The organism is Candidatus Cybelea sp. (assembly GCA_036489315.1).
GTDB lineage: Bacteria > Vulcanimicrobiota > Vulcanimicrobiia > Vulcanimicrobiales > Vulcanimicrobiaceae > Cybelea.
Window position 1 is genome coordinate 1 of the sequence record DASXFZ010000030.1, and the last position, 10,313, is coordinate 10,313.

Annotated in this window: 11 protein-coding genes and 1 tRNA gene; 9 read left to right on the forward strand and 3 right to left on the reverse strand. The window is 63.7% G+C overall.

Annotated elements, in window-relative coordinates; translation table 11 throughout:
- The 3 genes from ligD (VGG51_07620) to VGG51_07630 form a co-directional block, all read left to right on the forward strand.
- The coding region (gene ligD, locus VGG51_07620) for a non-homologous end-joining DNA ligase (GenBank protein ID HEY1882892.1) at nt 1-1,158 on the forward strand (1,158 nt) is incomplete at its 5' end.
- Nucleotides 1,155-2,132 carry a non-homologous end-joining DNA ligase gene (ligD, locus tag VGG51_07625; protein HEY1882893.1) on the forward strand — a complete coding sequence of 326 codons (978 nt, stop codon included), beginning with the start codon at nt 1,155-1,157 and terminating at the stop codon, nt 2,130-2,132. The genes ligD (VGG51_07620) and ligD (VGG51_07625), both read left to right, overlap by 4 nt.
- A gap of 36 nt (nt 2,133-2,168) precedes the next feature.
- Nucleotides 2,169-3,002, forward strand: coding sequence for a Ku protein (locus VGG51_07630; protein HEY1882894.1), 834 nt, complete (start codon nt 2,169-2,171; stop codon nt 3,000-3,002).
- Nucleotides 3,003-3,017: 15 nt separating this feature from the next.
- Here the strand turns inward: VGG51_07630 and VGG51_07635 are convergent, their stop codons facing one another.
- Both VGG51_07635 and VGG51_07640 read right to left on the reverse strand, forming a co-directional pair.
- Entirely contained in the window at nt 3,018-4,235 is a 1,218-nt protein-coding gene (locus tag VGG51_07635) for an MFS transporter (protein HEY1882895.1), read from the reverse strand.
- 20 nt (nt 4,236-4,255) lie between these two features.
- The gene (locus tag VGG51_07640) at nt 4,256-5,203 is read right to left on the reverse strand and encodes a trypsin-like peptidase domain-containing protein (protein HEY1882896.1); all 948 of its coding nucleotides are present in this window, start codon (nt 5,201-5,203) and stop codon (nt 4,256-4,258) included.
- An 86-nt stretch (nt 5,204-5,289) separates the two neighbouring features.
- Here VGG51_07640 and VGG51_07645 point away from each other — a divergent pair.
- Nucleotides 5,290-5,373 (forward strand) — tRNA-Leu (locus VGG51_07645).
- A gap of 35 nt (nt 5,374-5,408) precedes the next feature.
- On the opposite strand, the gene VGG51_07650 is transcribed toward VGG51_07645, so the two are convergent.
- Nucleotides 5,409-6,647: an MFS transporter gene (locus VGG51_07650; protein HEY1882897.1), complete on the reverse strand. Its 1,239-nt coding sequence runs from the start codon at nt 6,645-6,647 to the stop codon at nt 5,409-5,411.
- Between the two features lie 44 nt (nt 6,648-6,691).
- Between VGG51_07650 and VGG51_07655 the strand changes: the two genes are divergently transcribed.
- The 5 genes from VGG51_07655 to VGG51_07675 form a co-directional block, all read left to right on the forward strand.
- Entirely contained in the window at nt 6,692-6,952 is a 261-nt protein-coding gene (locus VGG51_07655; protein ID HEY1882898.1) for a hypothetical protein, read from the forward strand.
- A gap of 17 nt (nt 6,953-6,969) precedes the next feature.
- The gene (locus tag VGG51_07660) at nt 6,970-7,803 is read left to right on the forward strand and encodes a YegS/Rv2252/BmrU family lipid kinase (GenBank protein HEY1882899.1); all 834 of its coding nucleotides are present in this window, start codon (nt 6,970-6,972) and stop codon (nt 7,801-7,803) included.
- A gap of 212 nt (nt 7,804-8,015) precedes the next feature.
- A complete protein-coding gene (locus tag VGG51_07665) occupies nt 8,016-8,426 on the forward strand; it encodes a GntR family transcriptional regulator (GenBank protein ID HEY1882900.1) in 411 nt (136 codons plus the stop codon).
- Nucleotides 8,423-9,337: an ABC transporter ATP-binding protein gene (locus VGG51_07670; protein HEY1882901.1), complete on the forward strand. Its 915-nt coding sequence runs from the start codon at nt 8,423-8,425 to the stop codon at nt 9,335-9,337. The genes VGG51_07665 and VGG51_07670 overlap by 4 nt, the downstream gene beginning before the upstream one ends.
- On the forward strand, nt 9,334-10,313 hold a 980-nt coding region (locus VGG51_07675), incomplete at its 3' end, for a hypothetical protein (GenBank protein ID HEY1882902.1). The genes VGG51_07670 and VGG51_07675, both read left to right, overlap by 4 nt.

Genomic DNA, 10,313 nt, shown 5'->3' on the forward strand with positions numbered 1-10,313 from the left:
CTGGTCAAAATCAAGCCGCGCGAAGACGAGCACGGCGACCCGTGGCTGCTCCTGAAGGATCGCGACGAGCACTCCGATCCCAAGTACGACCCGGCCGACCATCCCGAGTCGGTCAAAAGCGGCAAGACGCTTGCCGATATCGCGGCCGATCCGCGTTCGCCCACCTGGCAGTCGAAGCCGTCGAGACATGCGACCGCCCCGCGCCGGCCCACGAACGTCGCCCGCGATCCGCTGCCGAAGGTCAAAGGGTTGATGCTTGCAACGCTCGTCGACGAGCCGTTCGACGATCCCGAGTGGCTCTTTGAGATCAAATGGGACGGCTATCGCGCGCTCTGTACGATCGAGGACGGCAAGCTTTCCGTCGTCTCCCGTAACGGGCTCGATATGCTCGCGCGGTTCCCCTCCCTCGCGGAGCTTTCGAGCTCGTTTGCGAGCTCGCCGGTGATGGTCGACGGAGAGATCGTCAGCCTCGACGCACACGGACGCTCCGCGTTTCAGCGGCTGCAGGAGTCGCAGAAAAAGCCGGTGGGCCTTACCTTTGCCGCGTTCGACCTGCTCTACGCCGACGGCGTCGACATGCGCTCGACGCCGCTGGAAGAGCGCAAAGCGTTGCTCGAGCGTTTGATTCGCGACGACGGCATCGTGCTCTACTCAAAGCACGTCGTCGGCAGCGGAAAAGAACTCTTCGGCATCGCGCGGCAGCGCAGCCTCGAAGGTATTATCGGCAAGCGACGCCAGTCGACGTATCAGGAGCGGCGCAGCCGCGACTGGGTCAAGATCAAGACCGGCAACAAGCAAGAGTTCGTCGTCGGCGGCTGGACGGAACCCAAGGGCAGCCGCAAGGGATTCGGCGCGCTGCTGCTCGGAGCGTACGACGGCAAAAAGCTGCGGTATATTGGTTCGGTGGGCACGGGTTTCTCGGCGAAAGTGCTCGCCGAACTGCACGCGCGCCTGGTGAAAATCGAACGAAAAACGTCGCCGTTCGTCAACGACGTCGACGCGAACGCGCCGACGCATTGGACCGCCCCGAAGCTGGTCGTCGAAGTGCGCTTCGCGGAGTGGACGCGCGACGGCTATCTGCGCCAGCCGGCCTACGTCGGGCTGCGGCTCGACAAGCAGCCCGGCGAGGTGGTCGCCGAGATACCGCAAGAATCGTGAGCGCGTCGCAGCGGCACGAGGTTGCGGTGGGGACGAAGACCCTCTCGCTTTCGAATCTCGACAAGGTGCTCTGGCCGCGCGACGGTTACGCGAAGCGCGATCTGATCGGCTACTATCAAAGCGTCGCTGCGCAGGCGATCGCGCACTTGAAGAATCGCCCGCTCACCGTTCAGCGCTACCCCAACGGCATCGAGGGCGCGACCTTCTTCGAAAAGCAGATGCCCAAGGGTATGCCGGACTGGATCGAGCGCATTACGGTTCCGACCCCGGGCGGCACGCGCAGCGAGGTTACCTTCCCGTTGTGCAACGACGAACCCAGCCTCGTCTACTTCGCGAATCTCGCCGCGATCGTGCTCCACGTCTGGACCTCGGCGCTGCCGAATCTCGAGGAGCCGGAATTCGTGCTTTTCGATCTCGACCCGGGTGAGAAGTGCACGCTGGCGACGCTTGCCAAAGTGACCCTGACGATTCGCGATCTCTTGCAGTCCGTCGGTCTGCGATCGCTGGTCAAGACCACCGGCGGCTACGGCCTGCATCTCGTCGTGCCGTTGGCCGCCGGGTACTCCTACGAGACCGCGAAGGTCTTTGCGGAGATCGTCGCGCGCCGAGCCGCTGCCCAGTGCGAAGGCTCGGCGACACTCCAGCGTACGATCGCCAAGCGTCCGCAAGACGCCGTCTACATCGACTACGTGCAAGTCGGCCTCGGTAAGACGATCGTCTCGCCGTACTCGGTGCGGGCGCGCGACGGGGCGCCCGTCTCGACGCCGCTGGAGTGGGACGAGGTCGAAGCCGCCGCCAGGCGCCGGCCGGCGACCTTGCCGGCCGATGAGTTCGCGAAGTATACGATCCGGACGGTTCCGGCGCGCGTGGCTCGCGAGGGGGACTTGTGGGGCCGCAAGCATTGGAAGAAGCAGCGGCTCGGGGGGCCGAGCGGCAAAGCCGCTCGCTTATGGGCAGATAGCGCCCGGGGGTAGCAAACGGGCGGGCGCCTTGGGTAGAATAGTCGGGCTATGGCGCATGCAATTTGGTCGGGAGCCATCAATTTCGGGCTCGTTACGATTCCGGTCAAGCTCTTCACCGCGGTGAAGACCGACGACCTTTCCTTCAATATGCTGCATAAAAAGGACGAGGGGCGCATAAAATACGAGCGCGTCTGCAGCGTGGACGGCAAGCCCGTCCCGTGGGACGAGATCGTCAAGGGCTACGAATATGAAAAAGGTCAGTACGTTTTACTGACCGACGAAGATTTTGCCAAGGTCAACCCCGAGGCAACGCAGTCGGTCGATATCGTCGAGTTCGTCGAACTCGACCGGATCAACCCGATGTTTTTCGACAAGCCCTACTACCTCGAACCAACCAAACAGGGCCGGCACGCCTACGCGCTGCTGCGTGAAGCGCTCGCCGGCAGCAACCGCGTTGCGATTGCGCGCGTGGTGATTCGAACCAAGGAGTACATCGCCGCCGTCAAGCCGCTCGAAGACGCGCTCGTTCTCGAGCTGATGCACTGGGCTAACGAGATCGTGCCGGCGACGACGCTCGATCTTCCGGACAGCGAGAAGCTGCCCGAAAAAGAGATGCAGATGGCGCGGATGCTGATCGATACGATGAGCGTCGACGAGTTCGAGCCGGAAAAATTCACCAACCAATACCACGACCAGCTATTGACGATGATCGAGGCGCGCGCCGAAGGCAAGGAACTGCCGAAGGCAAAGAAGGCGCCGGCTCGTTCGAAGGTCGTCAACCTGATGGACGTGCTCGCGCAGAGTCTCGAGGAGAGCAAGAAGCGCCGTGGCGCGGGAGGCGAAAAACCGGCGGCCAAGCGCCGGAAGAAGACCGCCGCCTAGGCTCCCGACGGGCGCTCAGCGCCCCGGCAGCGCGTCGGCGGGTTTGCCGGCATCGGTCTCTGCTCCGATGCCGGCGCGCAGGCCCATCGCCCAGGCGACCGCCGCCATGAGCAGTGACTCGACGCCGGCAACGCGGGGACCGTAGCCTGAGAGCAGACCGGTGGAGATCGGCGGAGCAATGATTCCCGAGAGCGAGTCGAGCGAAGAACTCGCACCGAGCACCATCCCTTGCTCGCGATCCGAGGCGGTGTTGCTGATCAGCGCGGTGATGCCCGTGTTCGTGAGCGCCATACCAAACGAGAAGAGCAGCATCGTGGCCGAGAGCACCACGATCTCGTGCACGAAGGGGACGAGCGCGAATCCTGCGACCAGCGAGGCGAGACCGAGATTCGACATTCGCCGATCGCCCAGTTGTGCGGAGACGCGCCGCACCATGACGACGTTCATGAAGACGTTGAATACGGCAAATACCGAGAAGAAATAATCGGTTTTCGCCAGTGAAAAGCCGACCTGACGCTGGAGGTAGAGCGCAAAGACGCCGAACCAGCCGTAGAGCGCGAGCGCAACAGCGAGCTTCTGCCAGAGAACGCGGGCCAAGCGCGGCTTGCCGAAGCATTCGACCAGCGATTGGACCGACAATCGGTCCTCTCCGTCCGGGCGCGCGCGGGACTCCGGGAGCATCACGATCGTGAGCAGGAGCGTGAGAAACTGCAGTCCGGCCGCAACGAGGAACGGTACCGCAAAGCCGTAGCGCGCATACAGAAGGCCGCCGCCCGCGGGACCGAAGACCATCCCCGCAGCGAACATCGCGCCGATCAAACCGAAGGCGCGCGCACGGTCTTTTGACTCGACCAGATCGGCGACGTAGGCTTGCGTGATGCTGATGTTTCCGCCGGAGACGCCTTCGAGGATGCGTGCGGCGAAGACCACCGCGATCGGCGCTAAGGACAGCGCGACCGCTATGTTTGGTGCGAGCCCCAGCATCGCCCAGCCGATCGTCGCGCCGATTTGGCTGACGATCAAGACGGTCTTTCGCCCGAGCCGGTCGGAAATGATCCCCCACAGCGGAGCGGAGAGAAACTGGCAGAGCGAAAATGTGGCAAAGAGCAAACCGACGACGAATGCGGAGGCGCCGAAGTGCGTCACGAAGTACGGCATCATCGGGATCAGCATGCTGAAACCGACGATATCGATAAACGTCACGCCGAGAATCGGCAACAGTTTGCGAACCATGTCGGGCGGCTATTCGACGGCTATGCGGGCGACTCTACCGGCAAGACGATTCGCGACAGGCGCTCGCCGCGCCGCAAGAGCTCGACCTTGTACGGCCGGCTCAAATCGACGCTCGTCATCACTCGATGCAGCTCGTCGACTCCCCGCAGCGCCTCTCCCTCGAACGAGAGCACGACGTCGCCGCCGCGCACGCCCGCGGTATCGGCGGGGCTCCCCGGTTCCACGGAGTCGACGACGATCGCGCGCCGATCCGGCAAACGCAGACGCCGCGCGAAGGCCGGTGCCAGCACGACGTCCTGCGCAGCGATGCCGAGATAACCCCGTCGTACGCGTCCGTCGCGCATCAGCAATCCGGCAATGTGCTTGGCCGTGTTGATCGCGATTGCAAAACAGAGCCCTTGACCGGGAAGCACGGCCGTGTTGACGCCGATCACTTCGCCGGCGGAGTTTACGAGCGGACCACCGGAGTTTCCGGGATTGAGGGCGGCGTCGGTTTGAACGATGTTATCCATCAGGCGACCCGACTGGGAACGCAGCGACCGGCCGAGCGCGCTGACGACGCCGGCCGTCACGGTATATGCGAGGCCGTACGGATTACCGACCGCTACGGCGAGTTGGCCGGGCCGTAACTCGCTCGAGTCGCCGAGGGTCGCGTGCGTGAGACCGGGTGCATCGACTCGCAGCACGGCGAGGTCTGAGTGCGGATCGTCGCCAATCGGCGATGCGTCCAACTCGCGTCCGTCCAGCAGCGCAACCTTGATCCGCTGCGCCTCGTGGACGACGTGGCTGTTGGTAATGATGAAGCCGTCGGGCGTGAAAATGAAGCCGCTGCCGTTACCGCCGTGCCGGCCGTTGCGAACCTCGATGCAAACGACCGCCGGGCTGACACGTTCGGCGGCAGCCGTGACCGCGAGCGAATAGGGATCGGCGCTCGGTGCGTCCGAGATCGAGATGAGTGGGAGTGCCATACCGGTTCCCCCAAGACCATGGTCGCAGCCTCGGGGTTTCGGCGAAGCGGGGCGCCGCGCTCCCCTGCGCGAATCGAGTTGCCCGCGCCCAGATGGCGGAATTGGTAGACGCGCTGGTTTCAGGTACCAGTGGTGGCAACATCGTGGGGGTTCGAGTCCCTTTCTGGGCAAATTTTTTTTGATTTTTTTGGCGCGCTCGACCGGCTTATATTTTCAGCGCGGCAGCGGCGCGGCCGGCGAGCAGCGCGGGTACGACGCCGAACGCAACGAGCAGGCCAAGGGCGCGCCACGCGACGTCGTATCCTTGGACCTGGGCGAGGGCTCCAAAGAGCGCGGGCGTCGCGAAAGCCGCCAACAGCGTCCAGGTTAATCCCACGCCGAGGGCGCTGCCGGCGTGCTCCTCGCCGCCGATCTCCGCAAAGCGGATTACGCTCACGCCGATCCACCCCTCGGCGGTAAAGCCGAGGGCGAGCGCGAGCAGCACCGCGATCCACGGAGGCGTGCCGGCATCGATCGACGCAACTCCAAGGGCGACGAGCGCGACGAGAATGCAGTTCGTTGCTAGGGGCAGCGTACGGCTTCCGGCAAAGACGTGATCGCTGATCCACCCCCACGCAAGGCGGCCGAAGATGGCAGCCACCTGCGAGAGCGTGAAGATTGCAAGCGCCAAGCCGAGCGCGTAGCCGGCGCGATGGACGAGGGTGAGCGTTAGGAATCCCATCAGTGCGAGCTGCCCGCATATCAGCACCATCGAGGTGAGTGTCAACAAAATCAAGCGCGGTTCTCGCGCGATGATCACCATTTCGACCAGCATCGTACGCAGCGAAACGCGTTGGCCTTCGAGTTGGACCGGCTCGCGGTAGAGGCGGGAGGCAATCGAACACGCGACGAGCGTGAAAATGCCCGCAGTCACGAGCGCATAACGGTAATCGAAACGCAGCGCGATCGCCGGCAGCAGCAGCGAGCCGATGACGCCCGCAATCGGCACGCCGCACTGGCGCACCCCCATCGCGAAGCCGCGGTCGGACTTCTTGAAAAAATAGATGATCGCATGGCTGCCGGCGGGCGTCACGGCTGCATAGCCGATGCCGTACACGAGCAGCCAGGATAGGAGCCAGCCGTAGCTTTGTACGGCCGAAGCGGCGATCAACGCGACGCCCATGATCGCGCCGCTCCCCAGGACGACCGCCCTGTCGCCGAAGCGGTCGGTCAACGCCCCGGCGACCGACGTCATCGCGACCGATCCGATGAACTGGATAGAAAGGAGCCAGCCCATTTGCGCCTGCGAGAGATGCAAGGCCAAGTTGAAGCAGGGCAGCAGCGCGCCGGTCGACATGATGAGCAGCGACGCGCCGACCATCGCGCCCGTGAATAGTGCGAGCACCTCATAGGGGGACTCGGGCATGGGATTATGCGGGCGCAGACGCCCCTTCGTAGAGTGCATCGTTGGAGTCTCTTCGGTACGTGGCGCCGAAGCGCCGTCCTCGAATGAATCGCGACCAGCGCAACCGCCATCTGACGATCGCCGCGCTCACGGCGCCGGCCGCTGCCGTCGTCTGGTTCGTCTTTCATGGGGTCTACGCGAACTTGAGTGCTTCGGAAAAGGCCGTCGGTTACGTCGATCCCTTGACCCAAACCGGCATCTTTCTCGGCTACGTCACGATGATCGGAGGCACGCTCGTACTCGGCGCGATCGCCGCATGGAATGCGCTGGCGGCGCTTTTTATCTCGGTACGGCGCGGCCCGTAGCGCAAGGCGCCCCAAAGATGCGCGTGCTGCTCTTCGTCAATCCGCAATCCCGCCGGGGTAAGCAGCTCGCCGGCGACGTCCGTCGCGCGCTGCAGGCCCAAGGGATCGAGATCGCCGCGCCGCACTCGCCGGGAAGCGTCGATGCCGTCGTTGTCGGCGGCGGAGACGGGACGCTCGCCCGGCACGTGGCGCGGGCGTTGCGGCTGGATGTCCCGGTCGGCCTGATCCCGCTCGGCACCTTCAACGAGCTCGCCCGCACGTTGGATATCCCGCTCGACGTCGAGGGCGCTTGCCGGACGATCGCCGCGGGCAACACTCGGCGGATCGATGTCGCCACCGTAAACGGAGCGTACTATGTCAACGAGGCGAGCGTCGGTCTCTCGAGCCGCCTGACCCGCTTGCAGCGGCCGGCCGATAAGCAACGCTTCGGCTTTTGGGCGGTCGCCGCGAGCGCGCTGGCGGCCTTCCGTTACTTGCGCCCGTTCCGCGCTCGAATCGAGTACGAGGGCGGCAGCGTGGAGGTGCGCACCTTCCAGCTGACGGTGGCCAACAGTCATCGCTTCGGGGGCTTCATTACCGCCCAGGACGCAGCGATCGACGACGGCCGACTCGACCTCTATGCGATCGAGGCGCAGGGACTGCTGCCGCTTTGGAGCGCCCTGCGCGCGATCCTCGCGCATCACTGGGATTCGGGTGCCGGGCTGCGCGTCTACCGCTCGGCGAGCTTCTCGATCCTCACCCGCCGGCCGCACCGCATCACGGCCGATGGCGAACCCGCCGGGCGAACCCCCGCCGAGTTCATGCTCCTGCCCAAGGCACTGCAGGTCTTCGTACCCGAGAAAATTTCGTAGCGCCGGGTTGACAGAATCATGCTATTCAACTATTGTACTAGTGTACTAGTACAATAGTTGACTGGTACGATATGAAAGGGAAGCAAAAATGATCTCCACCTACACCTCCGACACCCAGATGCCGCGCGAATCCCGCACCCCGGTTCGGCTGCCCGACCGCCGGCCCGACGCTCTGTTCCCGGGCTGGGGACCGAAGTTTTAAGGTCTCGGAGATGCCCGCCGTTCTAACGGTAGACCCACGCAGCGGCGTGCCGATCTACCTCCAAATCATCGAGCAAGTCAAGCGATCTGTCGCGCTCGGGGTTTTGAGGGCCGGCGAGCAGCTGCCGACGGTCAAACAGCTGGCGATCGATCTGACGGTCAACCCGAATACCGTAGCCCGTGCGTACCGCGAACTCGAGCGGGAAGCGGTCATCGAGACGGCAACAGGGCGCGGATCGTTCGTTCGCACCGACGAAGTCGAAGCCTCGCCGAGAGTCGCCGTCGAGATCGGGCGGGACGCAATCGAGCTGGCCCTGCGCGAGGCCAAAGCGGTCGGACTCGACCGCGACGAGGTGCGAGCGATCTTCGAAGCTGCGTTGGAACGCTGGTTCTCCCAGCTCCCGAAAGGCGATAGTCAATGAGCAGTATCAAGATTTCGAACCTGCGCAAGATCTACGGCTCGACGCCTGCAGTGGACGGTCTTTCGCTCGAGGTTCCAAGCGCCAGCGTGTTCGGGCTGCTCGGCCCCAACGGCGCCGGCAAAACCACGACGTTCAAGTGCATGCTCGGGCTCGCGCGCCCGTCGAGCGGGGAGATTCTCTACGACGGAAAGCCGTTGGCTCCCGAGAGTTTCGAGCGGATCGCGTACGTTCCGGAACGCAACGTTCTCTACGATTGGCTGACCGTCGACGAACACGTCGAGATGAACCGGCGAGCGTTCAAGGCGTTCGACCCGGCACGCGCCCGCGAGCTGCTCTCACAGTTCGGCGTCGACCACCGCAAGCGCGTGTCGGCCCTTTCGAAAGGAATGCGCACGGCGGTCATGGTCGCCTGTGCGTTCGCGCGAAACGCCGAGATTCTGGTCCTCGACGAACCGACGGGCGGTCTCGATCCGGTCAACCAGCGCCACGTACTGAGCCTGATCATTAACGAAGCCGCCAAAGGCAATTCGGTCATTTTTTCTTCGCACCAAATCGGTCAAGTCGAGCGAGCCGCCGAAATGATTGCCATCATCGATCGCGGTAAGGTGATCCTTTCCGGACTCGTCGACGACCTCAAGGCGGATCGCAAAATCGTCGAGGGAATTTTCCCGGACGTCGCCTTCTCGCTCGACGGCATTGCGAACGACCCGCGCGTCTCGCGCGTCGATCGTACGGAGCGGATCGTGCGATTGCTCGTGACCTCGGGCGCCGACGAGATCGCCGGCCGCCTCTCCGCATCGGGCGCCAGCGGTATTCGCGCGCTCGATCTCAATCTCGAGGACATCTTCCTGTATGCCGTGTCGCCCGTGACCGCGACCACGGACATCGTTACGAAAGAACAATCGTCATGACGTACATCGAATGGCTGCGGGTCCGCAACTGCCTCAAGGTGTTGGCCATTATTCTGGTCATTTTGGTCGCACTGGCGGTCGTGCTGCGCGTCTCCGTCGCCCGCTACATGTCGCCCGCACAGTGGGTACACCATATCTCGCTCGACCCTGGAACGCACGAAAGCAACGTGACGCTTCCCGACGGTACGAAGCGTATGATCCTCGATAATCCGGGCGAGCAGATGCACGCGATCATCGACGATCACGGGAACGCCGGAACGCACATCGAGATTACCGAGCCGTCGAGCCGGGCGCACAAAGAGAAGAGCAACGTGAGCGTGGGCAGCATTCACGTGGTCGAATCGCGCCACGGAACGATGACGACGACGATCATCGATACCAACGGTGCCGTCCCGATGCTCTACTACATGGCCATCGCGGATCTCTTCGCGCTGATCGTGGCGACGATTCTTGCTGCGCCGCTCGCGCGCGAGATCAACGGACACCTCGAGCTGACGCTGACCAAGCCGATCTCGCGCCTGCGTTATGCGTTAGGCGCAATCGGCGTTGACGTCGTCGGGATCCTCGCGGCTTCCGTGATGACCGTGGCGGCGTTCTATCTGTGCCAGCTCCTCTTCGAGACGCCGCGGCTGGATTTTAGCGGCGTCAATACCCGCGCCATTCTGATGGGCATTGCCTGTCCGCTGGCATGGTACGCGATGCTCTGCGCGGCAACGACGTGGCTGCCGCGCGCCTATGGGGCGCTGCTCGGGCTCATCCCGCTCGGCCTGCTCTTCGTCGGACTGCTGACGCTTGTGCCCGCGTCCAACGTCGTGGCGCTCTTCATCCACGACGTCGCCTGGGTCATCTCTCGTTTCGATCCCTTGACGTACGTCTCGGTCGCGACGCCCAACTCGGAGGGTACTGTGGACTATTCGGGAGCTAACTTCGGATTTCGCATCTCAATGGAAGCGCTGTTCTTCGTCGCCTACGGTGC

What these genes read in the sequence shown, in the direction of transcription:
- VGG51_07650 (HEY1882897.1), bottom strand. Translation starts at nt 6,647, where the DNA reads ATGCACTCTACGAAGGGGCGTCTGCGCCCGCATAATCCCATGCCCGAG.
- VGG51_07630 (HEY1882894.1), top strand. Translation starts at nt 2,169, where the DNA reads ATGGCGCATGCAATTTGGTCGGGAGCCATCAATTTCGGGCTCGTTACG.
- VGG51_07660 (HEY1882899.1), top strand. Translation starts at nt 6,970, where the DNA reads ATGCGCGTGCTGCTCTTCGTCAATCCGCAATCCCGCCGGGGTAAGCAG.
- VGG51_07635 (HEY1882895.1), bottom strand. Translation starts at nt 4,235, where the DNA reads ATGGTTCGCAAACTGTTGCCGATTCTCGGCGTGACGTTTATCGATATC.
- VGG51_07640 (HEY1882896.1), bottom strand. Translation starts at nt 5,203, where the DNA reads ATGGCACTCCCACTCATCTCGATCTCGGACGCACCGAGCGCCGATCCC.
- VGG51_07670 (HEY1882901.1), top strand. Translation starts at nt 8,423, where the DNA reads ATGAGCAGTATCAAGATTTCGAACCTGCGCAAGATCTACGGCTCGACG.
- VGG51_07655 (HEY1882898.1), top strand. Translation starts at nt 6,692, where the DNA reads ATGAATCGCGACCAGCGCAACCGCCATCTGACGATCGCCGCGCTCACG.
- VGG51_07665 (HEY1882900.1), top strand. Translation starts at nt 8,016, where the DNA reads ATGCCCGCCGTTCTAACGGTAGACCCACGCAGCGGCGTGCCGATCTAC.